The organism is Streptomyces sp. BK208, assembly GCF_004364245.1.
GTDB lineage: Bacteria > Actinomycetota > Actinomycetes > Streptomycetales > Streptomycetaceae > Streptomyces.
Map to the genome: position 1 here is coordinate 66999 of NZ_SOAV01000015.1, position 26871 is coordinate 93869.

A 26871-nucleotide genomic window follows, 5' to 3' on the forward strand; every position below is an offset into this window, starting at 1 on the left:
ACTGTGAATCCCACCGACACGAGCACCGAGGACACCCTGGACCTCCAACTGCCCGAGGAGTTCGTCGCCCTCTTCCGCGGCGCGGGGAACGACGCCGGTCGGGCAGCGGAACACGGACCTTCCGATCTCCTCGACCGCCTCGCCGACTGGGGGCCGGGCGTCACCACCGCAGGCGTCCTCCGGCTGATGCCCGTCGACCTCGCCCGGGACACCGCGCTCGTCGCGCGCTGGATGAACGACCCCGTCGTCGCCGCGTACTGGGAACTGGCCGGACCGCCGAGCGTGACCGAGGAACACCTGCGGGCGCAGCTGGCCGGGGACGGACGCAGCGTCCCGTGCGTCGGGACGCTGGACGGGGCGCCGATGAGCTACTGGGAGATCTACCGGGCCGACCTGGACCCGCTGGCCCGGTACTGCCCGGTCCGGCCGCACGACACCGGGGTCCACGTGCTGATCGGCGACGAGGCCGACCGGGGGAGGGGCCTCGGGACCGAGCTGCTCAGGACCGTCGCAGACCTGATCCTCGCGGCGCGCCCCGCCTGCACGCGCGTGCTCGCCGAACCCGACGTCCGCAACGAGACGTCCGTCGCGGCGTTCCTCGGCGCCGGGTTCCGACAGACGGCCGTGGTGGACCTGCCCGGCAAGCGGGCCGCCCTGATGGTCCGCGAACGGGCGGCGCGGGGGCCCTCCTGACGCACCGCGACCGTCGCCGTCCACTCCGCCAGCCGGCCGCCTCCCACTCCGCCGCTCCCGGCCGCCTCCCACACCGCCGCGGCCGGCCGCCGCCCGCACCGCCGGCCGCCGCCCGTACAGGAGCCACCGATGCCCTGCCCGTCCCCGCAGCCCCGCCCGTCCTTGGCGCCGCTCCCGCCTGCGGCATCAGCCTTGGCCACCCGTTTGTCAGTCCTGGGCCGTAGGGTGGTCGCGCTATGACGAAGCCCTCACTCCCCGAACTCCTGCACGCCGCCGTCTCCGCCGTCGGCGGTACGGAGCGTCCCGGCCAGGTGGCCATGGCCGAAGCCGTCGAGGAAGCCATCGACGGCGGCTCCCATCTGCTGGTCCAGGCCGGCACCGGCACCGGAAAGTCCCTGGGATACCTGGTGCCCGCGCTGGCACACGGGGAGCGGGTGGTCGTGGCCACGGCGACCCTGGCCCTGCAGCGCCAGCTCGTCGAGCGCGACCTGCCCCGCACGGTCGACGCGCTCCACCCGCAGCTGCGCCGCCGCCCGGAGTTCGCGATGCTCAAGGGCCGGTCGAACTACCTGTGCCTGCACCGCCTGCACGAGGGTGTGCCGCAGGACGAGGAAGAGGGCCTCTTCGACCAGTTCGAGGCGGCCGCCCCCACCAGCAGGCTGGGCCAGGATTTGCTGCGGATGCGCGACTGGGCCGACGAGACCGAGACCGGTGACCGTGACGACCTCACGCCGGGTGTCTCCGACCGCGCCTGGTCACAGGTCTCGGTGTCCTCCCGGGAGTGTCTGGGCGCCTCGAAGTGCGCATACGGCGCCGAGTGCTTCGCCGAGGCGGCCCGGGAGCGGGCCAAGCTCTCCGACGTCGTCGTCACCAACCACGCCCTGCTCGCGATCGACGCCATCGAGGGCGCCCCCGTCCTGCCGCAGCACGAGGTGCTGGTCGTCGACGAGGCGCACGAGCTGGTCTCCCGGGTCACCGGCGTCGCCACCGGCGAGCTGACCCCCGGCCAGGTCAACCGCGCGGTGCGCCGCGCCGCGAAGCTGGTCAACGAGAAGGCGGCCGACCAGCTCCAGACCGCCGCCGAGGGCTTCGAACGGCTGATGGAGCTGGCGCTGCCCGGCCGCCTCGAGGAGATCCCGGAGGACCTGGGCTACGCCCTGATGGCGCTGCGGGACGCCTGCCGCACGGTCATCTCGGGCATCGGGTCCACCCGGGACAAGTCCGTGCAGGACGAGGACGCGGTCCGCAAGCAGGCACTGGCCTCCGTGGAGTCCGTGCACGACGTGGCGGAGCGGATCACCAACGGCTCCGAGTGGGACGTCGTCTGGTACGAGCGCCACGACCGGTTCGGGGCTTCCCTGCGGGTCGCTCCGATGTCCGTCTCGGGCCTGCTGCGGGAGAAGCTCTTCACCGACCGCTCGGTGGTCCTGACCTCCGCGACCCTGAAGCTGGGCGGTGACTTCAACGGTGTCGGGGCGTCGCTCGGGCTGGCCCCCGAGGGCACCGAGGGCGACGACGTTCCCCAGTGGAAGGGCGTCGACGTGGGCTCCCCCTTCGACTACCGCAAGCAGGGCATCCTCTACGTCGCCAAGCATTTGGCCCGCCCCGCCCGGGACGGCGACCGCGGTGACATGCTCGACGAGCTCACCGAGCTGATCCAGGCGGCGGGCGGCCGCACGCTGGGGCTGTTCTCCTCGATGCGCGCGGCCCAGCTCGCCGCCGAGGAGCTGCGCTCGCGGATCCCGGAGTACCCGATCCTGCTCCAGGGCGAGGAGACTCTCGGCGAGCTGATCAAGAACTTCGCCGCCGACCCGCGGACCTGTCTCTTCGGCACGCTGTCCCTGTGGCAGGGCGTCGACGTCCCCGGGCCGAGCTGTCAGCTGGTCGTCATGGACAAGATCCCGTTCCCGCGCCCGGACGACCCCCTGATGAGCGCGCGCCAGAAGGCGGTGGAGGAGGCCGGGGGCAACGGTTTCATGGCGGTTGCCGCCACCCACGCCGCCCTGCTGATGGCCCAGGGCGCGGGCCGGCTCGTCCGGGCGTCAGGCGACCGCGGGGTGGTCGCGGTCCTGGACCAGCGGCTGGCGACGGCCCGGTACGGGAGCTATCTGAAGGCGTCCCTGCCCGACTTCTGGTTCACCACGGACCGCAACCAGGTCCGCAAGTCGCTCGCCGCGATCGACGCGAAGGCGAAGCAGGCCGAGACCGCCGAGTCGACGGAGGGCGCGGCACGGACGGAGAGCGCGGAGCAGCCCCAGGGCGACTGAAGGCACCGAAGACACCGCCCCGCGCCGGTCCACCCGGCCCCGGACAGCGCGGGGCCCCGGAACCGGCGCAGAGGTTCCGGGGCCCGGTCGGGTCGGCGGGTCGCTTCACGCGTACCCGCCCGCCGTGGCGCTCAGACGCGGCGCAGTACGGCCACCACCTTGCCGAGGATGGTCGCGTCGTCACCGGGGATCGGCTCGTAGGCCGCGTTGTGCGGGAGGAGCCAGACGTGGCCGTCCTCGCGCTTGAAGCGCTTGACGGTGGCCTCGCCGTCCAGCATCGCGGCCACGATGTCGCCGTTCTCCGCGACCGGCTGGCGGCGGACCGTGACCCAGTCGCCGTCGCAGATCGCGGCCTCGATCATCGAGTCGCCGACGACCTTGAGGACGAACAGCTCGCCGTCGCCGACCAACTGCCGGGGGAGCGGGAAGACGTCCTCGACGGACTCCTCGGCGAGGATCGGACCACCGGCGGCGATGCGCCCGACGAGCGGCACGTACGACGCGGCCGGCTTGCCGGCGGTGTCCGTGGGCTGCACCGAGGCCGCCTGGTCGGAACCGCGCACCTCGTAGGCGCGGGGGCGGTGCGGGTCGCGGCGCAGGAAGCCCTTGCGTTCCAGTGCCATCAGCTGGTGGGCCACGGACGAGGTGCTGGAGAGGCCGACGGCCTGGCCGATCTCCCGCATCGACGGCGGGTACCCGCGTCGCTGCACCGAGTCGCGGATGACCTCGATGACGCGGCGCTGGCGGTCGGTGAGCCCCGAGCTGTCCGCCCGGATGCCGGGAGGTCGCCCGGGCAGGGAGCGCTTGTGCCCCTCGGGATTCGCGGCGTCGTTCATCGCGTGCACCGGCTCAGGGCGGCCCTGGGGGCGCTCCTGGGCAGTGATGGTGGCACTGTCGGCGGTGGTGGTCACGTCGGCCCCTCTCGATGGTCTCCCTGCTGCACAACGGTAGTAGCTTTCGAAAGGTTGCGCCAAACACACGTTCGAGTGAAAAAACGGGAATCGCTCGCTCGTATTGCATGTTCGGGTGTATGGCTACCGTGGCGCCTGGCGGACAAAAGGGTCTATTGCTGTACTCTTCACCGCCGTGGTGACAACCTGCGGGATGTCGCTCCAGTCTGCCATCCGGCTTCCCGTTCGACGGGGCCGGTCTCCCCTCTGTTGCGGTAGTCCCACGCCCCCTCCCCGCGGCGCCCACGGTATCTCCGCATGCGCGAGGAGGGATACGGCTGTACGGGTTCGGGTACCGGGGGTCGTGCACCTCCCCGCGGCGAGGGTGCGGGCGCGGCGTCTCCGTGAAGCCCCGAGGCGGGCGCACACCTGTGCGCGTACGGAGAGCTGCGACACGCGTGCACGGCGTGTATGTATGAGCCAATCCCCACATCTAGTGGTTGGATTGCATCAGCAGCCCACAAGTTGTGGTCCCCCGGGTCTTCGAGCCCGCTGCGATCGCCTATGCTGGGGGCTGCTTCGAGGGACCTGAAGGGCCTTTCGAGGCTGTTGAGTCTGCTGTGAGGAGGGTTCGGAGTCCATGCACTGCCCCTTCTGCAGGCACCCCGACAGCCGTGTCGTCGACAGCCGTACGACCGACGACGGCACGTCGATCCGCAGGCGCCGCCAGTGCCCCGACTGTTCTCGACGGTTCACCACCGTGGAGACCTGTTCGCTCATGGTGGTGAAGCGGTCCGGGGTCACCGAACCGTTCAGCCGCACCAAGGTCATCAACGGCGTGCGCAAGGCCTGCCAGGGCCGCCCCGTCACCGAGGACGCGCTCGCCCAGCTCGGCCAGCGGGTCGAGGAGGCGGTGCGGGCGACCGGAAGTGCCGAGCTGACCACCCACGACGTGGGGCTGGCCATCCTCGGCCCGTTGCAGGAGCTCGACCTCGTCGCCTATCTGCGGTTCGCCTCGGTCTACCGGGCGTTCGACTCGCTCGAGGACTTCGAGGCCGCGATCACGGAACTGAGGGAGACGACGAGGCCGGCCGGCCCGGAGGACGACACCGGCGTGGGGAGCCAGGAGGACGACCGCGGGCCCGCGGGGGCCGGACAGGTCCCCGAGCCCGCAGGCGCCGCCGACTGACAGGCGGGCCGGACCCGGACTTCGGCGCCCGGGGCCGGCTGGACGGCGGCGAACCAGAAAGACCTGTTGCGGGCGGTGCAGGAGATGCCCGCAACACCAGACAGAACACCGTGCCACGGGAACAATCGTGGCACTTCAGGGCGTTTTCGCCCGTACAGGGAGGCGGCATGACAGAGACGGCGAGCGGTCCGGCACGGAGTTCCCGCGCCAAGGGCACCAAGGCGGGCAAGGGACTCCGCGTCGAGCGCGTCCACACCACTCCCGGCGTCCACCCCTACGACGAGGTGGCCTGGGAGCGTCGTGACGTCGTCATGACCAACTGGCGCGACGGCTCGGTCAACTTCGAGCAGCGTGGCGTCGAGTTCCCCGAGTTCTGGTCGGTGAACGCGGTCAACATCGTCACCAGCAAGTACTTCCGGGGTGCCGTGGGCACCCCGCAGCGCGAGGTGAGCCTGAAGCAGCTCATCGACCGCATCGTGAAGACGTACCGGAAGGCCGGTGAGGACCACAAGTACTTCGCCTCGCCCGCCGACGCCGAGATCTTCGAGCACGAGCTGGCCTACGCCCTCCTGCACCAGATCTTCAGCTTCAACAGCCCGGTGTGGTTCAACGTCGGCACGCCCCAGCCGCAGCAGGTCTCCGCCTGCTTCATCCTGTCCGTCGACGACTCCATGGAGTCGATCCTCGACTGGTACAAGGAAGAGGGCATGATCTTCAAGGGCGGCTCCGGAGCCGGCCTGAACCTCTCCCGGATCCGCTCCTCCAAGGAACTGCTCTCCTCCGGCGGCAACGCCTCGGGACCGGTCTCCTTCATGCGCGGCGCCGACGCCTCGGCCGGCACCATCAAGTCCGGCGGCGCCACCCGCCGCGCGGCCAAGATGGTCATCCTCGACGTCGACCACCCCGACATCGAGGACTTCATCGAGACCAAGGTCAAGGAGGAGGAGAAGATCCGCGCCCTGCGCGACGCGGGCTTCGACATGGACCTGGGCGGCGACGACATCACGTCCGTCCAGTACCAGAACGCCAACAACTCGGTCCGTGTGAACGACACGTTCATGAAGGCCGTGCAGGACGGCGGCAAGTTCGGCCTGACGTCCCGCATGACCGGCGAGGTCATCGAGGAGGTCGACGCCAAGGCGCTGTTCCGCAAGATGGCCGAGGCCGCCTGGGCCTGCGCCGACCCGGGCATCCAGTACGACGACACCATCAACGCGTGGCACACGTGCCCGGAGTCCGGCCGCATCAACGGCTCGAACCCGTGCAGCGAGTACATGCACCTGGACAACACGTCCTGCAACCTCGCCTCGCTGAACCTGATGAAGTTCCTGAAGGACGACGGCAAGGGCAACCAGTCCTTCGACGCCGAGCGCTTCTCCAAGGTCGTCGAGCTGGTCATCACCGCGATGGACATCTCCATCTGCTTCGCGGACTTCCCGACCCAGAAGATCGGCGAGAACACCCGCGCCTTCCGGCAGCTCGGCATCGGCTACGCCAACCTCGGCGCGCTGCTGATGGCGACCGGCCACGCCTACGACTCCGACGGCGGCCGCGCCCTGGCCGGTGCCATCACCTCCCTGATGACCGGCACGTCGTACCGGCGCTCCGCCGAACTCGCCGCGATCGTCGGCCCCTACGACGGCTACGCGCGCAACGCGCAGCCGCACCTGCGGGTCATGAAGCAGCACTCCGACGAGAACGCCAGGGCCGTCCGCATGGACGACCTCGACACGCCGATCTGGGCCGCCGCCACGGAGGCCTGGCAGGACGTGCTCCGCCTCGGCGAGAAGAACGGCTTCCGCAACTCCCAGGCGTCCGTCATCGCCCCCACCGGCACCATCGGTCTCGCGATGTCCTGCGACACCACCGGCCTGGAGCCCGACCTCGCCCTGGTCAAGTTCAAGAAGCTGGTCGGCGGCGGCTCGATGCAGATCGTCAACGGCACCGTCCCGCAGGCCCTGCGCCGCCTGGGCTACCAGGAGGAGCAGATCGAGGCGATCGTCGCCCACATCGCCGAGAACGGCAACGTGATCGACGCGCCCGGTCTCGCGCACGAGCACTACGAGGTGTTCGACTGCGCGATGGGCGAGCGCTCCATCTCCGCGATGGGCCACGTCCGCATGATGGCCGCCATCCAGCCGTGGATCTCCGGGGCCCTCTCCAAGACGGTCAACCTGCCGGAGTCGGCGACCGTCGAGGACGTCGAGGAGGTCTACTTCGAGGCGTGGAAGATGGGCGTCAAGGCGCTCGCCATCTACCGCGACAACTGCAAGGTGGGCCAGCCGCTCTCCGCCAAGACCAAGTCGGTCAAGGACACGGAGAAGGCGGAGATCACCGAGAAGACCGAGGCGGCCATCCGCGAGACCGTCGAGAAGGTCGTCGAGTACCGCCCGGTTCGCAAGCGCCTTCCGAAGGGTCGTCCCGGCATCACCACCTCCTTCACGGTCGGCGGCGCCGAGGGCTACATGACGGCCAACTCCTACCCGGACGACGGCCTGGGCGAGGTCTTCCTCAAGATGTCCAAGCAGGGCTCGACCCTCGCGGGCATGATGGACGCCTTCTCCATCGCGGTCTCCGTCGGCCTCCAGTACGGGGTGCCCCTGGAGACGTACGTCTCGAAGTTCACCAACATGCGCTTCGAGCCGGCCGGCATGACGGACGACCCGGACGTGCGGATGGCGCAGTCGATCGTCGACTACATCTTCCGCCGCCTGGCGCTGGACTTCCTGCCCTTCGAGACCCGCTCCGCGCTCGGCATCCACTCCGCCGAGGAGCGTCAGCGCCACCTGGAGACCGGTTCCTACGAGCCGTCCGACGACGAGATGGACGTCGAGGGCCTGGCCCAGTCGGCGCCGCGCGCCCAGGAGCTGAAGGCGGTCGCCACGCCGAAGGCCGAGTCCGAGGCCGCCAAGCCCGTTCCGCAGCAGGCGCACACCAGCGCCGAGCTGGTGGAGATGCAGCTGGGCATCCAGGCCGACGCCCCGCTGTGCTTCTCCTGCGGCACGAAGATGCAGCGCGCGGGCTCCTGCTACATCTGCGAGGGCTGCGGCTCGACCAGCGGCTGCAGCTGAAGCCGGCACCGCCCGCCGAACGCGGGCGGTGCCGCGGCCGACACTCCGTCGAGCGTCGGCCGCCGAGGGCACTGAGCCACACATGAGAGAGGGCGCCGACCACGGGTCGGCGCCCTCTCCGCTTCCGTGGGCCCTCAGGGGCGGCGTGCCGCGCCCATCACCCGGGTGAAGGTCGCGGGGTCCCCGTCGAACCCGCGCACTCCGGCCCGGAACTCCCACGCGCCCGTCTCGTCCCGGACGAACTCCGCGACCGTCGCCGCCGTGGCACCCAGGACGCCGCCGAAGTCCTCGGTGGCCAGGTCGGTGTACCCCTCGCGGATGCGCAGGCCGGGGGCCGACACGTCGGCGAACGTCCGGTCCTCGGAGCGTTGCTGTATGGCGACGCCCACCACCACGCGCGCGTACCGGTCGTCGAGCCGCTCCAGCTCCAGCGTCATGACCTCGTCGAAACCGAAGCCCTTGCCGTCCTTGCTGTCCCGGTTGAGATAGATCGTGCCGTCGGGCGAGCGGCTGTCGAAGTGCACCAGGTAGGCCGGAGCGCCGTACGGATCGTCCGCCGCATAGGTCCCCGCGACGAGGTCCAGGTCGGCGGCCGGCGCTCCCGCCGGACTCGGGTCCCACCGCAGCGCGACCTCGACCTTGCGCATGCCTTTGCTGAGACCGTTCACAGACTCCCCTTCCCAGGTCCCCCGCCCTGCCCGGCCCCCGAACTGCCGGGCGGTGGCGGCCGGTTGTCCATCCTGCCACGCACCTGGACACAGGTGCGGGCAAGCGTTCGCCCGGAGAGCGACCGGTACCACGTTCCGGGGCCTTACCATGGCGCGGTGCTGGTCAAGTGGATTCGCTGCACCGTGGTGGACCGCCGCGGTTTCGAGCGGGGGCAGCGGAAGTGGGCGGGGCTTCCGGGGGAGCCGGGATTTCGCGGGCAGGGGGGCGGCTGGAGCCGGGAGCGGCCGGACGTGGCGCACGTCTTCGCCTTCTGGGAGAGCCGCGCCTTCTACGACTCCTTCATGGCCCGCTCCCACGACAGGCTGGCCGCGGCCCAAGTGGGCACCTTCAAGGACGCCCAGGTCAGGCTCTTCGACCACCGGTTCGACGTGAAGACCGGATTCGAGCCGCGCTTCACCGACGCCGACCTGCTGCGGGTGGCGCTGTGCCGGGTCCACGAGGAGCGGGCCGAGCACTACGTCCTCATGCAGGAGAAGGTCTGGAACCCGGCGATGGCCGGTTCGCCCGGCATGATCCGCGGCCTGTTCGGCGAATCCCCGGGCGACGGCCACAACGAGTACCTCGTCCTGTCCATGTGGCTGTCCGCGGCCGAGCACGGGAAGTACCGCACCGAGCGGGTGGAGCGGCTCGCGCTGCGCGCCCAGACGGAGGCCGACATCGCCGCGCTGACGGGTGACATCGTGCGGCTCGAACCCTCCTGGACCGTCTGAGACCGGGGGCCGCCCCCGGCTTCCGCCAGGTGTGGAATCTGTGTGACGTACGCCGTACGGGGCCGTACGAGTCTTGGGTTCCGCCCGTCTCGATCTAGGGTTCTGGCATGGCACGACCACGGCGCATCGTCCTTGTCCGGCACGGCGAGTCGATCGGCAACGCCGATGACACCGTGTACGAGCGCGAACCCGACCACGCGCTGGCCCTCACCGACCGCGGCCGGGCGGAGGCCGAGGAGACCGGCAGAGGGCTGCGCGAGATCTTCGGCCGTGAGCGGATCAGCGTCTACGTCTCCCCCTACCGCCGCACCCACGAGACCCTCCGCGCCTTCCGCCTCGACCCGGACCGCATACGGATACGGGAGGAGCCCCGACTGCGCGAGCAGGACTGGGGCAACTGGCAGGACCGCGACGACGTACGTCTGCAGAAGGCCTACCGGGACGCCTACGGACACTTCTTCTACCGCTTCGCGCAGGGCGAGTCCGGCGCCGACGTGTACGACCGGGTCGGCGGCTTCCTGGAGAGCCTGTTCCGCAGCTTCGAGGACCCCGACCACCCGCCGAACGTGCTGCTGGTGACCCACGGGCTGGCCATGCGGCTGTTCTGCATGAGGTGGTTCCACTGGACGGTCGCGGAGTTCGAGTCGCTGTCCAATCCGGGGAACGCCGAGATGCGCATGCTCGTTCTCGGTGAGGACGGCAAGTACACCCTTGACCGGCCCTTCGAACGCTGGCGAGATCCGGAACCGTACGGGATCACCGGATAGAGTGGCAGGGCGATGACCGCTCAATCTTCTCCCGCCGGGCGCCTGGACCGCGCCCTTTCCAGCCTGCGCGGACTGTCGGTCGGGGACGCGCTGGGCTCGCAGTTCTTCGTCCCCGTGAACTATCCGCTGCTGGGACGCCGCGAGCTGCCGCCCGGCACCTGGCAGTGGACGGACGACACGGAGATGGCCTGTTCCGTGGTCTCCGTCCTGGCCGCCCACCACCGCGTCGACCAGGATGCGCTGGCGCTCTCCTTCGCCCGGCACCACGACTTCGACCGGGGGTACGGTCCCGCGGTCAACCGGCTGCTGCGGCTGGTCCGGGAGGGTGGCGACTGGCGCGAGCTGGCCGCGGCGCTGTTCAACGGACAGGGCTCCTGGGGCAACGGCGCCGCCATGCGCATCGCGCCGCTGGGCGCCTGGTACGCGGACGACCCGGAACAGGCGACCCACCAGGCGGAGATCTCCGCCTACCCGACCCACCAGCACCGTGAAGCGGTGGTCGGCGCCATGGCCGTCGCGGCCGCCGCCGCGCTGGCCGCGGATCCGGCCGGCCCGCCTCCCGCGCACGCGCTCCTCGACGGGGTGATCGCGCTGGTGCCGAAGAGCGCGGTGGGCGCCGGACTGCGCCGCGCCCGGGACATGCTCGACTACGGCGACGCGGCCACGGTCGCCGCCGTCCTGGGCTGCGGCCGGCGTACGACCGCGCACGACACGGTCCCCTTCGCGCTCTGGTCCGCGGCACGGGCGCTCGGGGACTACGAGACCGCGTTCTGGACCACCGCCCAGGTCGGCGGAGACGTGGACACGACCTGCGCCATCGTGGGCGGGGTCGTCGCGTCCGGCCGGGCGGGGGCACCCCCGCCCGAGTGGGTGGGACGGGTCGAGGCGCTGCCCGCCTGGATGACGGCGGCGGCCTGACGAGACCGCACGTCGCGACTCTCCGTGCGCTCCGGGAACTCTCCGTGACAGTCCCCGCGTTGTCATGACAGCAGCCGCGCGGGGCATCGGTGCCCGGCGGGCTCGGGGGTCATGAGGGGGTGGGGTGGGACATGGAGGCGCCGTCGGTGCTCGCCGCGCTGCTGTCCGTCGGCGGGCTATCCATCGTCGGGCTGTCCGTCGTCCGGGTTTCCGTCGTAGTGCTGTCCGTGCTTCTGCCGCTCCTCGGACGGTCCGCGCACCCGTACGGGCGGCGGAGCGCCGGGGTGACCGGGTGCCCGCGGGCCGGGCTGCGGCGGGCGTCCGGGCCGCCCGCCGGTGGCTCCCGCCCGTCCCGCGGTTGCGTGGGGTCAGCCCATGCCCGGCCCGGCCGTGCCGGACAGCGCCTCCAGGTCGCTCTTGCGCACCCGGATCACCAGCCATGCCGTGGCCAGGGCGAGTACGGCCATGGCGGCAGCGGGGATGAAGGCCGCGCTGATGCCCTGGGCCAGCACCTCGTGCGACCAGGGAGCGGGCAGCTGGTGCGTCCGCGCGAACTCCGCCTTCTGCTCCGGCGACGCGTTGGCGAGGAAGTCCGGCACCTGTGTCTTGGCCTCGTCCCTGCTGGCCGTGCCGAAGACCGTGGTCAGGATGGCCAGACCGATCGAGCCGCCCACCTGCTGCATCGCGTTGAGCAGCCCCGACGCGGCGCCCGCCTCGTGCTGGGCGACCCCGGAGACGGCGGTCAGCGTCAGTGTCACGAAGTTCAGCCCCATGCCGAAACCGAAGATCAGCATCGGTCCCAGGATGCCGCCGACGTAGGAGCTGTCGGAGCTGATCAGGGCCTGCCAGCCGAGCCCGATCGCGGCGAGCGTCGAGCCCGCGACCATGAAGGGTTTGGGACCGAAGACGGGGAGGAACCGCTGCGACAGGCCCGCACCCAGCGCGATCACGACCGTGACCGGCAGGAAGGCCAGGCCGGCTTCGATGGGGGTGTAGCCGAGCACGTTCTGGACGAACAGCACGATGTAGAAGAACATGCCGAACATCGCCGCGGCCAGGCACAGCATGATCACGTACGTGCCGGAGCGGTTGCGGTCGGCGAACATCTTCAGCGGTGTGATCGGTTCCTTGGCCCGCTGCTCGATGAAGACGAAGGCCGCCAGCAGGACCGCGGCCGCCGCGAAGGAGCCGATGGTCAGGTTGTCCCGCCAGCCCTTGTCCGCGGCCCGGATGAAGCCGTAGACGAGCGACGCCATGCCTGCCGTGGAAGTCACGGCGCCGGCTATGTCGAAGCGGCCGGAGTGGCGTTCGGACTCGCTGATGTAGAGCGGTGCGAGCACGGCGATCAACAGGCCGATCGGCACGTTGACGAAGAGCACCCAGCGCCAGTCGAGCCACTCGGTGAGCATGCCGCCCGCCAGCAGGCCGATGGCGCCGCCGCCCGCGGAGACGGCGGCGAAGACACCGAAGGCCCGGTTGCGTTCCGGTCCCTCGGGGAAGGTCGTGGTGATCAGGGCCAGCGATGTGGGCGACGCGATGGCGCCGCCCATGCCCTGGAGGACGCGCGCCGCCAGCAGCTGCCAGGGCTCCTGGGCGAAGCCGCCGAGCAGCGAGGCGAAGGTGAACAGCAGGATGCCGGTCATGAAGACCCGACGCCTGCCGAGGATGTCGCCGGCTCGGCCGCCGAGCAGCAGCAGCCCGCCGAAGGTGAGCGTGTACGCGCTGACGACCCAGGTGAGGTCGGTGGTGCTGAACGCGAGCGCGCTCTGGATGTGCGGGAGCGCGATGTTCACAATCGTCGCGTCGAGTACGACCATGAGTTGGCAGGCCGCGATGACGGCGAGTGCGATGCCGGGATGCCCCTCCCGGCGGGCCGCTCCCGGCTTCTGGTCTTTGGACAGAGAAGAGGTTGTCACTATGTGTCCCCCACGATGACTTAGTGAACGCCCGCGTTCACTGTTGCTTCAACGTTAGTGACTCGAAGACAGTGAACGCAACCGTTCACTTAGCGAGCCGTCGTGCGTCCGGTCCCCCGTTGCGGGCGCGCGATGAACGCCTTATCCCCGAATACCCGTTTTCACCGCTTTTCTGGAGGCCTCCGACATGGTTGCTTCGCACTGGGTGGCCGCCTCCGCCCAGACGCCCTCCCGCCGGCGAGGTGCGGTCCTGGAGCGCGCCATCCTCGAAGCCGCGCTGGACCAGCTGGGCACCGTCGGCTGGAACGGCCTGACGATGGAGGGCGTGGCCGCGAGCGCGCAGACCGGCAAGGCGGCCGTCTACCGGCGATGGCCCTCGAAGGAGGACCTCGTCGCGGACGCGCTGCGGTCCGGGCTGCCGGACTTCGACACGGTCCCCGACCTCGGGAGCGTGCGCGAGGACCTGGTCGAGCTGTGCCGCAGGGCGCGCGACGCGATGTACTCCCGGCCCGGTTTCGCGCTGCGTTCGGTGATTCACGAATGCGACACGACGCAGGCCGAGCGTTTCCACGCGGTGATCATCAAAGGTGTGGTGGAGCCGACCCTCGCGATGATCCGCGAGGTCGTCAACCGGGGAATGGCGCGGGGGGAGGTGCGGCATGACGCGGCCAACGGGTACGTCTTCGATGCCATCCCGGCGATGATGATGTATCGCGCGAAGATTTGTGCAAGTGAATGGACGGACCGCGAGCTCGAGGAAATGATCGACCAGCTGATGGTCCCGCTGCTGCGGCCCGACGGCCCCTGAACCAGGCCGCCGAGCAGCCCCGGACGCGTTCGGGGACCGGGGTGTCGCCGGAGGTTCGCGGCGGCGTAGGCTAAGGGCGTCATGCCGTACGAACCCCCTACTCACACCGTCGAGCGCTCCCTTCGCGCCACGACCGGAGCGAAGATCATTGCCGGTGTCGACGAGGTGGGGCGCGGTGCGTGGGCCGGTCCGGTCACCGTCTGTGCCGCGATCACCGGACTGCGCCGGCCCCCGGCCGGCCTGACCGACTCCAAGCTCCTCACCATCAAGCGGCGCACCGAACTCGCCGTTGAGCTGCACACCTGGGTCACGTCCTATGCCCTGGGGCACGCCTCGCCGGAGGAGATCGACGCGCTGGGTATGACCGCCGCGCTGCGACTGGCGGCGGGGCGGGCCCTGGAGGCCCTGCCGGTCAGGCCCGAAGCCGTCATCCTCGACGGCAAGCACGACTATCTCGGGGCGCCTTGGCGGGTCCGTACGGTGATCAAGGGCGATCAGTCCTGCGTCGCCGTCGCGGCGGCCTCGGTGCTTGCCAAGGTTCAGCGCGACAAAATGATGGCCGAACTGGGTGTCGACCATGCAGACTTCGGTTTTGCGGACAACGCCGGGTATCCGTCGCCCGTGCACAAGGCCGCACTGGAGGAGCGGGGCCCCACCCCGCACCACCGCTTGTCGTGGGCGTATCTTGATGCGCTGCCCCAGTGGCGGCACCTCAAGAAGGTCCGCACTTGGACGGACGCAAGCGTTCCGGCCATGAACGGTCAGCTCGGCTTCGACTTCTGACCGTTGCGCTCGCAGGCAGGTGCCACCCGCCGACGCGAGCCGCACCAGTGTTTGATAAATATCAGCTCATGCCTCTCATTCCCGAGGAGCCTCAGATTCACGAGAAGGCCCAGGGTCCCCGCGCCACTCCGGCCAGTGGCCGCACCGCGTCGACCCCCCGCCCCGTACCCGGTCCCCGCCCCGCGGCTCCGCCGCGCCCCGGCCGTCCCGGCCCGGTGCGGCCGGCGCCGCCGGCGCAACGCGCGCCGCGCGACACCGCCGCGGCCAAGCCCGCACCCGCGGCCGTGCCCGCACCCGCGAGTCCGGCTGTCCCGGCCCCCGCTGCCGCCACCCCGGCCGCCCCGCAGGTCCAGTTGGTCCCGGCCACGCCCGACGGTGCGCTCGACGCCGCCGAAGAGGCCGTGGACCTGCTGCTGGACTCGGGGCGCGCTCCCGGGGACGTGCTGGTGATCACCACCGGTGACCCGCACCCGTGGGCGGCACACGAACTGTCCTTCGGCGATGCCGCCTACTGGGCGCAGCACGACGCGGGCGACGACGTCTTCTACACCGACGCCGCCCTCGCCGACCGTGCCGCGTCGCGAGCGGTGGTCGTGGTCGCGCTCAACGGAGGCCCCGAGGCCGCCGCTGTCACCGCCCTGGCCGCGGCCCACTCCCGGGCCGGTGCCCTGCTGATCGTCTGCGGCGACCCGCAGCGGATCAACTCGGTGCTGGGCGCGGGCGTCTGAGCCCTCCCCGTCCGGTGGGACGGGGCGCCGGTGCGCCACGGGGTGCAGGCCGCAGGACTGCGGGACTCCGGGACTGCGGAAACGCACGGTGGCGGTTTCGGCGCGCCCGATCGCGTCCGACGCAATCCGGGGACTGCGTACGGGGTTCACTCGCGCGCAGGCCGGTTCGCCGACCGGGTGGGGGCCGGTCATGGCGGGTCGTGTATCGCCGTCCAGGCGGCTCGTGTGCGGGTCTGCGCGTCGCCGCTCGGGCCGGCCCCGGGCCCGTCGCTCGCGTGGGGTTCAGCGGGCCGCCGCGCGGCGCAGCACGTCCGAGGCGACGCCTCCGGTGCGCGGCGGCGGGGGTGGAGCCTCCGCCGTGGCGAAGGGCTCCGGTGCCGACGCCGCGTTGGGCCGACGCCCGCCGCGGCCCTCGCCGAGCACCTGCCAGCCGTCCCCGGTCAGCGTGATGTACGCGCCGCAGCGCAGCCCGTGCAGTGTGCACGCGTCCCGCAGCCCCCACATCCAGGCACCGTCCTCCTGTGTCCAACGCGCGTCGCCCTCACGGCAGTAGAGCAGCACGGCGGTGCGCACCGGGGTGCGGCGCCGCAGGTCGTGCGGGATGACGCGGCGCAACTGGGAGAGCAGGGCGTTGCGGAAGAGCCATCCGTCGGCGGGGGAGCGGCGGCTGGTGAACGAGGCGCTGGCGCGCAGTCGTTCGTCCGGGTCGAGCACGGCCACGACCGCCGTCGCCGGTTCGGGGCGGTGGCGCGCGTGCAGCCCGCTGACGATCTCCCGCGGATTGCGCAGCAGCGGGATACCGGCGGCGGCCCACTCCGCCGGTTCGAGCATGCGAGTGGCGGAAGCGGCGGACGGTGAAAACGAGGCCGCCGAGGACGGAGCGAATCCGAAGGTCACGTTCCTCCCTTCGGCTACGCGCCCACACTGCGGGCAGGGTCGGATTCGGGGAGCGCGCACCGCAGCGATGCCCTGCCGGAGACTCGGAAGGGCCCTGCGGGGAGCGGACTTCAATTCTTCCTGTCGAACTCAGATGCGGCAACGAGCAATTGGGACCGAGGACCCATATCAGCCGATGTGCGTTCTATATCCCTACCCGGAGTGGTGCCGGGTGACGCATGGGACGCGGCGCGCGCCGCCACCCCCTCCTGATTCGCCGATTGTCGGTGCCATCGGGTTGCATGGGGGGATGGACCACGTGGAACTGCGTACCGAAGCCGACGCCGTCCTCGCCGAGCTGGTCGGCGACCGGGACGGTTCCGCGCGGCTGCGGGAGGATCAGTGGCAGGCCGTCGCGGCCCTGGTGGAGGAGCACCGGCGTGCTCTCGTGGTGCAGCGCACCGGCTGGGGCAAGTCGGCCGTGTACTTCGTCGCCACCGCTCTGCTGCGCCGGCGCGGCGCGGGGCCCACGGTGATCATCTCGCCGCTGCTGGCGCTCATGCGCAACCAGGTCGAGTCGGCCGCGCGGGCGGGGATCCGGGCGCGCACGATCAACTCGGCCAACCCGGAGGAGTGGGAAACGGTCTACGGCGAGGTCGAGCGGGGCGAGACCGACGTTCTTCTCGTGAGCCCGGAACGCCTCAATTCCGTGGACTTCCGCGACCAGGTGCTGCCGAGGCTCGCGGCCACGACCGGTCTCCTCGTGGTGGACGAGGCGCACTGCATCTCCGACTGGGGTCACGACTTCCGCCCCGACTACCGGCGCCTGCGCACGATGCTGGCCGAGCTGCCGCCCGGGGTCCCCGTGCTGGCCACCACCGCCACCGCCAACGCGCGGGTCACGGCCGACGTGGCGGAGCAGCTGGGCACGGGGGGCGGGGACGCCCTGGTGCTGCGGGGACCGCTCGACCGGGAGAGTCTCCGCCTGGGCGTGCTCGAGCTGCCCGACGCGGCGCACCGGCTGGCGTGGCTGGGGGAGCGGCTCGGGGATCTGCCGGGGTCCGGGATCATCTACACGCTGACGGTGGCGGCCGCCGAGGAGGTGGCTGCGTTCCTGCGGCAGCGCGGCTACCCGGTGGCCTCCTACACGGGGAAGACCGAGAACGCCGACCGGTTGCAGGCCGAGGAGGACCTGCTGGCGAACCGGGTGAAGGCGCTCGTGGCCACTTCGGCCCTCGGCATGGGTTTCGACAAGCCAGACCTCGGCTTCGTCGTGCACCTGGGATCACCCTCGTCCCCGATCGCCTACTACCAGCAGGTGGGGCGCGCGGGACGTGGTGTGGACCATGCGGACGTCCTGCTGCTGCCGGGGCGGGAGGACGAGGCGATCTGGGCGTACTTCGCCTCGGTGGGCTTCCCGCCCGAGGAGCAGGTGCGGCGCACGCTGGTGGTGCTGGAGGAGGCGGGGCGGCCGATGTCCCTGCCGGCGCTCGAGCCGCTGGTGGACCTCCGCCGTTCGCGGCTGGAGACGATGCTCAAGGTGCTCGACGTGGACGGCGCGGTCAAGCGCGTGAAGGGCGGCTGGACCGCCACGGGCCGGCCGTGGGTGTACGACGCGGAGCGGTACGCGTGGGTGGCCCGGCAGCGGCAGGCGGAGCAGCAGGCCATGCGGGACTACGTGGCCACCACCGGGTGCCGGATGGAGTTCCTGCAACGGCAGCTGGACGACGAGAAGGCCTCCCCGTGCGGGCGCTGTGACACCTGCGCCGGGCCCTGGCTGGACCCCGCCGTCTCCGCAGCCTCCCTCGCGGCGGCGACGGGGGAGCTGGACCGGCCGGGCGTGGAGGTCGAGCCGCGCAAGATGTGGCCGACCGGCCTCGCCGCGGTGGGTATGGACCTCAAGGGCCGTATTCCCGCAGGTCAGCAGGCCATGACCGGGCGGGCGCTGGGAAGGCTCTCGGACATCGGCTGGGGCAACCGGCTGCGCCCGTTGCTGGCGGCGCAGGCGGCGGACGGCCCCGTCCCGGACGACGTGCTGGCCGCCGTCGTGACGGTGCTGGCCGACTGGGCCCGCTCACCGGGCGGCTGGGCCGACGGCTCTCCCGACGCGGTGGCGAGGCCCGTGGGCGTCGTCGCCATGCCCTCCCGCAGCCGCCCCCAGCTGGTCTCCTCGCTCGCCGAGGGGGTGGCGCGGGTCGGCAGGCTCCCGCTGCTGGGCACCCTCGCCCACACCCCGCAGGCCGACGAGCACGCCGCCCACCGCAGCAACTCCGCCCAGCGGCTGCGCGCCCTGGCCGAGTCGTTCACCGTGCCCGGCGATCTCGCCGCCGCCCTGGCGGGCACCCCCGGCCCCGTCCTCCTCGTCGACGACTACACCGACTCCGGCTGGACCCTGGCCGTGGGCGCGCGCCTGCTGCGCCGGGCCGGTGCCGCCGAGGTGCTCCCACTCGTCCTCGCCCTGGCGGGGTAGGCGAGGGGCCTCGGGTCGCCGGCCCTGCCTGAGCTAGGCCCCGCGGTGATGAGGGGGGATGACATGGTCCTGTTGACAGTTATCCACAGGGCAAAGCGGAACATGCCGATCCGCGAGATCGTCGAGCCATGACGAACCACAGCGAAACGACTGGATCCTCCGACAACGGTGACATCACGGAAGCCTCGGAGTCGTCCCGGGCGGACCACGCCCCGTACGGGGGCCCCGCGGACGAGCACCAGGTCACCCTGCGCACCCCCGCCGAGCTCGCCGACGCCCTGCCGTACCTGCTCGGGTACCGCCCCGAGGACAGCATCGTCCTGGCCGCCCTGCGCGAGAAGGACGGGCGGGGTCGTTTCGGCGGGCGCGCACGACTCGGCATCCCGGCCTGCCCGGACGACTGGGCGGGCGCGGCCGGACAACTGGTCCACGGCCTGGTGACCGGGAGCGAGCGGCGAGGGGTGCGCCCCGAGCAGATGGTCGCCTACCTGTGCCAGGAACCGGGTCCGGGCGAGACCGGACGGGACGTGATGGAGCGGCTGCGGCCGCTGGCCCAGAAGCTGCGCGTCGAGTGCGGTGCCCTGGACGTGCCCGTCGTGGAGGCGCTGTGCATCTCGGCCGGGCGCTTCTGGTCGTACTGCTGCGACGAGGAGGCCTGCTGCCCGGCCGGCGGGCTCCCCATGGGACTGCCGGGTACCTCGGTGCTGGCCGCGGCGGCGACCTACGCCGGTATCCAGGTACGCGGCTCGCTCGGCGAGCTGCGCGCCAGGCTGCTTCCGTGGGAGGAGGGGGCGGTGGCCGAGCAGACGGCCGCCCTCGACGCGTCCGCCACGACGCTGGTCTCCCGCATCCTGGACGCGGGCGGCCGCTCGGAGGTCGCCGAGGAGACCCTGGAGACGGCGGAGCGGGTCATGCGGCGCCTCGCCGGGGCCCCGCCCGTGTCCGGCGTCCCGGCCGAGGACCTCCGCGACGACCACCTGCTCGGGCACGACGAGGCGGCGGCCTTGATCCTCGGCCTGCAGGACCGTACGACACGGGACCGCGCGGCCGCGTGGATGGAGGGTGACGAGGCGGCACCCGCGTTGCGCCTCTGGCGGGCCCTGGCCCGCCGCTGCGTCGGGCCGTACGGCGAGCACGCGGCCGCGCCCCTCACCCTCGCGGGCTGGGTCGCCTGGTCCACCGGTGACGAACTGGAAGCGCGGGAGGCGCTGGCCATGGCCCTCGGGGCGGACCCCGACTACCTCTTCGCCCGGCTCCTGCACCAGGCGTGCAACGAGGGCCTCGATCCAGAGTCGATCCGCCAGTGCCTGCGCGAGGGGCGGGAGGAGGGCGGACGCACCGGAGACGGCACCGCGGACGAGGCCGGACCCGGCGAAGCGCCCACGGGCCCGGACTGCGCCGGACCTCAGCCCGCAGAGCCCGCGGCCGCTCTGCCGCCGGGCCGCCGGCGCCGTGCCGGCACCCTCGCCCCGGCGGACGGTGCCCGGCGCGGGGCGAGGGTGCGGGCGCACGAACCGGGCGCCGGGACCGCACGCCCCCGCACCCCTTCCCCGGCCGGCCGCCCTGGGGCCGCACGGACGGGCCGGAGCCGCCTTCACGGTCCGGGGCCGGCCGCGGGCGGGCAGCGGGAAGTGCGCCCGCAAGGAGGGCGCGCGGGAGAGCGCGGGACCGGTGGTGACAGTGAGGGCTCCTGACACGGTTGGTCGCACGGTGCGGGCCGTCTCCGCAGTCGGCACCGTGGGTCACCGGATACGTGTCCGGGTGAGTGGCCCACCGCCAGCAGGACTTCCGCCGTCGCACGCGGCGACCGTTCGTGCCGCGTCCACCGCTTGCCCGGCCGACATCGCGGCCGCCGCTGGAGGCCGGCCTGCCGCCTCCTGGCCGCCCGTCGGCCCTCCCGCCGGCGGCCCACCGGCCGTCGCGATGCTGACCTGGGACGACGCGTCCTCGCGCGGTCGGCCGGGGCAAGCGGTAATCGCGGAGCGGGGGGAAGTGGATCAGTACCCGAAGCGGCCCGCGAAGGGAGTGTTTATCGTCAGGCAGACGACTAAGATCGCCGCATGCCCTACGACCCGTCAGCCTTTCCGCCCTTCGCCGTCACTGTGGACCTGGTCGTGCTGACCGTGCGCCGCCACTCCCTGTGCGCGCTGGCCGTACGCAGGGGCGAGTCGCCGTTCCAGGGCCGCTGGGCCCTGCCCGGCGGGTTCGTACGGGCCGACGAGGACCTGGCGCAGGCGGCGGCGCGGGAGCTGGCCGAGGAGACCGGGCTGCGCGTCCACGACCCGGCCGCCCCGGCCGAGGACAGCGGCGCACACCTGGAGCAGCTCGCGACCTACGGCGACCCCGGACGCGACCCCCGGATGCGGGTGGTCAGCGTGGCCCACCTCGCACTCGCCCCCGACCTGCCCGCACCCCGGGCGGGCGGTGACGCCAGCAACGCCCGCTGGGCGCCGGTCGAGGAGCTGCTGGAACAGAGCGGCTACGGTCCCACCGGCGAGGCGGTGGCACCGCTCGCCTTCGACCATGCCCAGATCCTGGCGGACGGGGTGGAGCGGGCCCGCTCCAAGATCGAGTACTCGTCGCTGGCCACCGCGTTCTGCCCGCCCGAGTTCACCGTCGGTGAGCTGCGCCGCGTCTACGAGGCGGTGTGGAGCGTGGCGCTCGACCCCCGCAACTTCCATCGCAAGGTGACGGGCACGCCGGGCTTCCTCGTGCCCACCGGCGGGACGACCACCCGCCAGGGCGGCCGTCCCGCCCAGCTCTTCCGCGCCGGTGGCGCGACCCTCCTCAACCCTCCGATGCTGCGCCCCGAGGTCTGACGCCGAAGCCGGGCGGAATCCCGGTGCCGGTGGCCTGCGAGGGATCCACGACGGGGTGCCGCCCCCGCCCCGGCAGGTCGTGCGGTGCCCGAAAAACCGGATATAGCACGCTATCTTGCTTCGGGTGATCCAGGCCTTCGGACTGACCAGCAACCCCCGCAAGGAGCTTCCGCCCGCCGTCGACGACGTCTCGTTCGAGGCGCGCGCGGGCCGCGTCACCGCACTGCTCGGAGCATCGGGCGCCGGCAAGACGACGGTCCTCAGACTCATGCTCGAGCTGCAACGCGGCCGTGGCCTCACCCACTTCAGAGGCCGCCCCCTGCACCGCATCGCCCACCCCTCCCGCGAGGTAGGCGTGCTGCTGGGGGACGTCCCGGGCCACCCGGCGCGTACCGTGCGCGGCCATCTCCGCATGCTGTGCGCGGCCGCCGGTGTCCCCGTACGCAGGGCCGACGAGGTCCTGGAGTCGGCCGGACTCGCGCACCTGCGCGACGAACGCCTCGGCACCCTCTCCCGGGGCATGGACCGGCGCCTCGGCCTGGCCTGCGCGCTGGTGCCCGACCCGCACACCCTGGTCTTCGACGACCCCGCCTGCGCTCTCTCCGCCCCCGACGCACGGCTTCTGCACGACGCGCTGCGCGCCCACGCCGCCCAGGGCGGCACGGTCCTGTTCACCACGCCCGACCCCAAGGAGGCCGCGCGCGGCGCCGACCACGTCGTCACGCTGGAGCGGGGCAGAGTCGTCGCCGACCAGGAGGCGGCGGAGTTCTCCCGCACCCGGCTGCGCCCCCGCGTCGTCGTCCGCAGCCCGCACGCGGCCCGCCTCGCCGCTCTGGTGACCAAGGAGGCCCGCACGGCACGCCGTTCCGTCGAGGTGGTACGCGAGGGCGGCAACCGGCTCGCGGTGTACGGCAGTACGTGCGCCGACGTCGGTGAGACGGCCTTCCGGCACGGCATCCTGGTGCACCGACTGGCCGACGAGGTGGGCGACATGGGCCCCGGCGCCGGTGAGGTCCCCGCCGCCCGGAACCAGGAGCGACGGGAGACGTCCGGCGAACGTGCGCGGGGCACCGGGACGCCGAGCGCGCCCCGCCCGACGCTCGCCGGCCCCCCGGTGTCTCACGCCGGCGCCGCACAGCCGCACCCCGGCACCCGGCCCCTCGACGGTCCCCGGCAGGCGCCCACCACCCAAGAGGATCCCGGCGGCCCCGCGGCCGGGGCCGCCCTCCACAGGGCCCCTGGGCCCCGGAACGCCCCGGCCCCCGGCCGTCACCCGCACCCCTCCGAGCCCACCGCCCCCGACGCGGGCCCGCACCGTACCCCGCGCCCGTTCGCCGTTCTCACGCCGGGGCCGGCGAGGCGAGGGAAGCCGGTGGACACGCTTCCGCCTCCCATCTCCGTCCGTTCCGCCCCCAGCCCCCTGCGGCCGCTGCGCTACGAACTGCGTCGTGCGACGGGCGTCGGCACCGGATTCGTCGTCGGTGCGCTGGTGCTCCTCGTGTCCGCCGCCACCGCCGTGGTGCTGGCCCGGATCGGACACACCCCGCAGCCGCGGCTCCTCGCCGCCTGGCCCCGGGAGTTCCCGCTGCCGCCCGCGGCGCTGGGCGCCGGGCTGCTCGGCGCCCTCGCCTTCGGCGACGAGTTCCGCCACCCCGCGCTGGCGGCGGACCGCGGCACCGTGCCCCGCCGTATGGGGCTGCTGACCGCCAAACTCCTCGTCTCCGCGGCCGTGGCGCTGCTCCTTGCAACCCTGACGGTGGGCTGTGACGCCCAAGTGCTGCGCCTGTTCTACGGGCCGGAGTTCTCGGAGGTCCCGGCCGACTGGTCCGCCCTGAGTGCCGGTTGGCTCGGGCTCGTCGTGGGGTGCGCCTGGTCCGGCGTGCTCGCCGCGGGCATCTTCCGGTCCACCACCGCCGGGCTGGCGGCGGTCGTCGCCGTTCCGGTCCTCGTCGTACCGCTCGTACAGAAGGTCTGGGAGGGCCCGTCCGTACGGACGGCCACCGGCCTCCCGCTGCGCGTGCGCGAGATCCTCCTGACCCAGTGGCCGTTCGGAGGCGAGCGGTACGTGGTGGAGCTGCTGACTCTCGTCTCTCAACCCGTGGGCGGCGCAATGACGTTGTCGCTGACCACCCTGCTCTGCGCGTATCTGTTCATGACCCTGCGCAGCAGGGTCCGATGACCTCTGTCTCACCCTGTCGTTCCGACCGTGCGCGCAACTCCCCGGGGAAAGCCCATTTCTTTCCGATAAGGCGTCAATTGCGACGGGGTGAGCGATCACCCTTTCGTGTGCTTTTCACCAAAGACCTCAAGGGAGTTGGGATCCGCGCCGACAAAGGATGCGTGAGTACCCTTGCGCACACCATGATGACCGCCGCCCGTTCCGCCGACTCCGGCCTCGTGAACCCGGGCGAACTCGACCGCTACCCGTACGCCGAGACGCCCGCCGTCGACCGCGTAGGAGCGCCCTCCTGGGAAGGAGTGGAGCCCGAGCTGGGCCGCGTGGGCCGACGCTCCACGGGAAACCGCGGACGCGGGCTGCACGGGCAACTCGTCCAGCAGCTGGGCCAGATGATCGTTTCGGGCGACCTGGGTGCCGACCGGCCGCTGGTGCCCGAGGAGATCGGGCAGCGTTTCGAGGTCTCCCGCACCGTGGTGCGCGAGTCACTCCGCGTCCTGGAGGCCAAGGGGCTGGTCAGTGCTCGCCCCAACGTCGGCACCCGGGTGCGCCCCGTCAGTGACTGGAACCTCCTGGACCCGGACATCATCGAATGGCGTGCCTTCGGACCGCAGCGCGACGACCAGCGCCGCGAGCTGAACGAGCTGCGCTGGACGATCGAGCCGCTCGCCGCGCGCCTGGCCGCCGGGCACGGCCGCGAGGACGTCCAGCAGCGGCTGTCGGACATGGTCGGGATCATGGGGCACGCCATGGGGCAGGGGGACGCGCTCACCTTCTCCCGTGCCGATGCCGAGTTCCACACCCTGCTCATCCAGGTCGCGGGCAACCGGATGCTGGACCATCTGTCCGGGATCGTCTCCGCCGCCCTCCACGTCTCCGGCGGACCGGTCACGGGCTGTGACCGGCCGAACGACGCGTCGCTCGCCCAGCACGGCAGAATCGTCGACGCCCTCGCCACCGGCGACGGCTCCGCGGCCGAGGCGGCCATGCGCCAGCTTCTGACCGTCCACCCCGAGGTGGAACGCGTGGTGCCCGCCCCGCGCGAGCACTGACCGCTTTCCGCCGCGACGGCGCGTTCCGGTCACGCCGAACCCCTCCTGTGGCAGTGGCCGGCCGACGCCGTCCCCGTCGGACCCCGCGGACCCGCTCAGGGTCTCGCGGGGTCCGACGGTGTGATGAGAGGCTGAGCCTTCCCGCGGTGCACGGTGCCCGGAAGCCATGAGCTGGTGACCTTTTTCATCCGTATCTGACCGGTTTTGATTGCTTACGGGGTGTGACTCGGGCCACGCGGATTGGGCGTAACGCTCTTGGGAACAACACGATGACCTAAGAGGTGACAGCCGCGGAGGGAATACAGCCGTCGTTCACGGCGCTGTGCATCTCCCGGCCCGCCCGCACCGTCGGCCCATCCCAAGCCGGTGGTCGGCTCCCGTCCGCCGTGGACGGGGCCGGAAGCCGTTTTTCAACGTTCCGAGAGGTTGTTCGTGTCGGCCAGCACATCCCGTACGCTCCCGCCGGAGATCGCCGAGTCCGTCTCTGTCATGGCGCTCATCGAGCGGGGAAAGGCTGAGGGGCAGATCGCCGGCGATGACGTGCGTCGGGCCTTCGAAGCTGACCAGATTCCGGCCACTCAGTGGAAGAACGTACTGCGCAGCCTCAACCAGATCCTCGAGGAAGAGGGTGTGACGCTGATGGTCAGTGCCGCAGAGCCCAAGCGCACCCGAAAGAGCGTCGCAGCGAAGAGTCCCGCCAAGCGCACCGCCACGAAGACGGTCGCCGCGAAGCCGGTGACCAGCAGGAAGGCGGCCGCCCCCGCCGCCCCGGCGGCGCCCGCCGCCGAGCCCGCCGTCGAGGAAGACGCTCCCGCCAAGAAGACGGCGGCCAAGAAGGCCACCGCCAAGAAGGCGACCGCGAAGAAGGCGACCGCCAAGAAGACGGCGGCCAAGAAGACCACCGCCAAGAAGGAAGACGGCGAGCTCCTCGAGGACGAGGCGACCGAGGAGCCGAAGGCCGCGACCGAGGAGCCCGAGGGCACCGAGAACGCGGGCTTCGTGCTGTCCGACGAGGACGAGGACGACGCTCCGGCGCAGCAGGTCGCCGCGGCCGGTGCCACCGCCGACCCCGTCAAGGACTACCTCAAGCAGATCGGCAAGGTCCCCCTGCTCAACGCCGAGCAGGAGGTCGAACTCGCCAAGCGCATCGAGGCCGGTCTGTTCGCCGAGGACAAGCTGGCGAACTCCGACAAGCTCGCGCCGAAGCTCAAGCGCGAACTGGAGATCATCGCCGAGGACGGCCGCCGCGCCAAGAACCACCTGCTGGAGGCCAACCTCCGTCTGGTGGTCTCCCTGGCCAAGCGCTACACCGGCCGCGGCATGCTCTTCCTGGACCTCATCCAGGAGGGCAACCTCGGTCTGATCCGCGCGGTGGAGAAGTTCGACTACACCAAGGGCTACAAGTTCTCCACGTACGCCACCTGGTGGATCCGCCAGGCGATCACCCGCGCGATGGCCGACCAGGCCCGCACCATCCGTATCCCGGTGCACATGGTCGAGGTCATCAACAAGCTCGCGCGTGTGCAGCGCCAGATGCTCCAGGACCTGGGCCGCGAGCCCACCCCGGAGGAGCTGGCCAAGGAGCTCGACATGACCCCGGAAAAGGTCATCGAGGTCCAGAAGTACGGTCGCGAGCCCATCTCGCTGCACACCCCGCTGGGCGAGGACGGCGACAGCGAGTTCGGTGACCTCATCGAGGACTCCGAGGCGGTCGTCCCGGCCGACGCGGTCAGCTTCACACTCCTGCAGGAGCAGCTGCACTCCGTTCTCGACACCCTGTCCGAGCGCGAGGCGGGCGTCGTCTCCATGCGCTTCGGTCTCACCGACGGTCAGCCGAAGACCCTCGACGAGATCGGCAAGGTGTACGGCGTCACGCGCGAGCGCATCCGCCAGATCGAGTCGAAGACCATGTCGAAGCTGCGCCACCCGTCGCGCTCCCAGGTGCTCCGCGACTACCTCGACTAGGTCGCGGCAGCCCGTAGGGGCGACCACGGTACGAGCGACGAGGC

At 71.8% G+C, this 26871-nt stretch carries 20 protein-coding genes; 16 read left to right on the plus strand and 4 right to left on the minus strand.

Translation table 11 applies throughout. The features are described from left to right. The first annotated feature begins 3 nt into the window (after positions 1-3). Positions 4-693 (plus strand): GNAT family N-acetyltransferase, encoded by a 690-nt coding sequence (locus EV562_RS30690; protein ID WP_133890117.1) that lies wholly within the window; start codon positions 4-6, stop codon positions 691-693. Between the two features lie 236 nt (positions 694-929). After that, positions 930-2960, plus strand: a complete 2031-nt coding sequence (locus EV562_RS30695; protein ID WP_133890118.1) for an ATP-dependent DNA helicase — start codon at positions 930-932, stop codon at positions 2958-2960. A 131-nt stretch (positions 2961-3091) separates the two neighbouring features. On the opposite strand, the gene lexA is transcribed toward EV562_RS30695, so the two are convergent. Further along, positions 3092-3871 (minus strand): transcriptional repressor LexA, encoded by a 780-nt coding sequence (gene lexA, locus EV562_RS30700; protein ID WP_133890119.1) that lies wholly within the window; start codon positions 3869-3871, stop codon positions 3092-3094. A gap of 619 nt (positions 3872-4490) precedes the next feature. Here lexA and nrdR point away from each other — a divergent pair. After that, entirely contained in the window at positions 4491-5039 is a 549-nt protein-coding gene (gene nrdR / locus EV562_RS30705; protein WP_133890120.1) for a transcriptional regulator NrdR, read from the plus strand. Between the two features lie 167 nt (positions 5040-5206). Further along, complete coding sequence (locus EV562_RS30710) at positions 5207-8110, plus strand: vitamin B12-dependent ribonucleotide reductase (RefSeq protein WP_133890121.1); 2904 nt, start codon at positions 5207-5209, stop codon at positions 8108-8110. Positions 8111-8244: 134 nt separating this feature from the next. Here EV562_RS30710 and EV562_RS30715 read toward each other — a convergent pair whose 3' ends face one another. Continuing rightward, positions 8245-8778, minus strand: a complete 534-nt coding sequence (locus tag EV562_RS30715) for a TerD family protein (protein ID WP_133890122.1) — start codon at positions 8776-8778, stop codon at positions 8245-8247. Between the two features lie 156 nt (positions 8779-8934). On the opposite strand from EV562_RS30715, the gene EV562_RS30720 reads away from it, so the two are divergent. The 3 genes from EV562_RS30720 to EV562_RS30730 all read left to right on the plus strand — a co-directional run bounded on the left by EV562_RS30720 (position 8935) and on the right by EV562_RS30730 (position 11234). Further along, a complete protein-coding gene (locus tag EV562_RS30720; RefSeq protein ID WP_133890123.1) occupies positions 8935-9549 on the plus strand; it encodes a YdbC family protein in 615 nt (204 codons plus the stop codon). 107 nt (positions 9550-9656) lie between these two features. After that, positions 9657-10316: a histidine phosphatase family protein gene (locus EV562_RS30725; protein WP_133890124.1), complete on the plus strand. Its 660-nt coding sequence runs from the start codon at positions 9657-9659 to the stop codon at positions 10314-10316. A gap of 12 nt (positions 10317-10328) precedes the next feature. Next, positions 10329-11234, plus strand: coding sequence for an ADP-ribosylglycohydrolase family protein (locus EV562_RS30730; RefSeq protein WP_133890125.1), 906 nt, complete (start codon positions 10329-10331; stop codon positions 11232-11234). 368 nt (positions 11235-11602) lie between these two features. On the opposite strand, the gene EV562_RS30735 is transcribed toward EV562_RS30730, so the two are convergent. Next, a complete protein-coding gene (locus EV562_RS30735) occupies positions 11603-13150 on the minus strand; it encodes an MFS transporter (RefSeq protein WP_133890126.1) in 1548 nt (515 codons plus the stop codon). A gap of 187 nt (positions 13151-13337) precedes the next feature. Between EV562_RS30735 and EV562_RS30740 the strand changes: the two genes are divergently transcribed. From EV562_RS30740 to EV562_RS30750, 3 genes are all read left to right on the plus strand, one after another. After that, positions 13338-13958: a TetR/AcrR family transcriptional regulator gene (locus EV562_RS30740; protein WP_133890127.1), complete on the plus strand. Its 621-nt coding sequence runs from the start codon at positions 13338-13340 to the stop codon at positions 13956-13958. Between the two features lie 81 nt (positions 13959-14039). Next, positions 14040-14741, plus strand: coding sequence for a ribonuclease HII (locus EV562_RS30745; protein WP_133890128.1), 702 nt, complete (start codon positions 14040-14042; stop codon positions 14739-14741). A 68-nt stretch (positions 14742-14809) separates the two neighbouring features. Then, entirely contained in the window at positions 14810-15469 is a 660-nt protein-coding gene (locus EV562_RS30750; protein ID WP_133890129.1) for a hypothetical protein, read from the plus strand. A gap of 282 nt (positions 15470-15751) precedes the next feature. On the opposite strand, the gene EV562_RS30755 is transcribed toward EV562_RS30750, so the two are convergent. Further along, positions 15752-16366, minus strand: a complete 615-nt coding sequence (locus EV562_RS30755) for a hypothetical protein (protein WP_133890130.1) — start codon at positions 16364-16366, stop codon at positions 15752-15754. Positions 16367-16655: 289 nt separating this feature from the next. Between EV562_RS30755 and EV562_RS30760 the strand changes: the two genes are divergently transcribed. From EV562_RS30760 to EV562_RS30785, 6 genes are all read left to right on the plus strand, one after another. Continuing rightward, complete coding sequence (locus EV562_RS30760) at positions 16656-18815, plus strand: DEAD/DEAH box helicase (protein WP_133890131.1); 2160 nt, start codon at positions 16656-16658, stop codon at positions 18813-18815. Positions 18816-18943: 128 nt separating this feature from the next. Continuing rightward, positions 18944-20509 carry a DUF4192 domain-containing protein gene (locus EV562_RS30765; protein ID WP_133890132.1) on the plus strand — a complete coding sequence of 522 codons (1566 nt, stop codon included), beginning with the start codon at positions 18944-18946 and terminating at the stop codon, positions 20507-20509. A gap of 366 nt (positions 20510-20875) precedes the next feature. Continuing rightward, positions 20876-21634 (plus strand): NUDIX hydrolase, encoded by a 759-nt coding sequence (locus EV562_RS30770; protein ID WP_133890133.1) that lies wholly within the window; start codon positions 20876-20878, stop codon positions 21632-21634. 124 nt (positions 21635-21758) lie between these two features. Next, a complete protein-coding gene (locus tag EV562_RS30775) occupies positions 21759-23813 on the plus strand; it encodes an ABC transporter ATP-binding protein (RefSeq protein ID WP_133890134.1) in 2055 nt (684 codons plus the stop codon). A gap of 161 nt (positions 23814-23974) precedes the next feature. Then, positions 23975-24862, plus strand: a complete 888-nt coding sequence (gene whiH, locus EV562_RS30780) for a sporulation transcriptional regulator WhiH (RefSeq protein ID WP_133890135.1) — start codon at positions 23975-23977, stop codon at positions 24860-24862. Positions 24863-25294: 432 nt separating this feature from the next. Then, complete coding sequence (locus tag EV562_RS30785) at positions 25295-26827, plus strand: RNA polymerase sigma factor (protein ID WP_133890136.1); 1533 nt, start codon at positions 25295-25297, stop codon at positions 26825-26827. Positions 26828-26871: the final 44 nt, after the last annotated feature.